This is a genomic window from Anoxybacillus sp. LAT27 (assembly GCF_022030075.1).
GTDB classification, from domain to species: Bacteria; Bacillota; Bacilli; order Bacillales; family Anoxybacillaceae; genus Anoxybacillus; species Anoxybacillus kestanbolensis.
Window position 1 is genome coordinate 1 of the sequence record NZ_JAIWYK010000414.1, and the last position, 222, is coordinate 222.

Here is a 222-nt window from a genome sequence, read left to right on the forward strand (position 1 = left end):
GCCCGACGACGAGCATTCGCGAAGAGCCGTATCAAGGCGACATCATGAAAAAATTCGGCGTCCGTGCTGTCATCGGCAAAGGCGGCATGGGCGCGAAAACGCTGCAAGCGTTAAAAGAACACGGTGGCGTGTATTTGAACGCGATCGGCGGCGCGGCGCAATATTATGCTGACTGCATCAAATCGGTTGAAGGCGTCGATTTGCTGGAGTTTGGCATTCCGG

General features: G+C 55.4%; 1 protein-coding gene. It reads left to right on the forward strand.

Annotated features, from left to right (window positions below):
- The coding region (locus LD028_RS10010) for a fumarate hydratase C-terminal domain-containing protein (protein WP_237811726.1) at positions 1-222 on the forward strand (222 nt) is incomplete at both ends.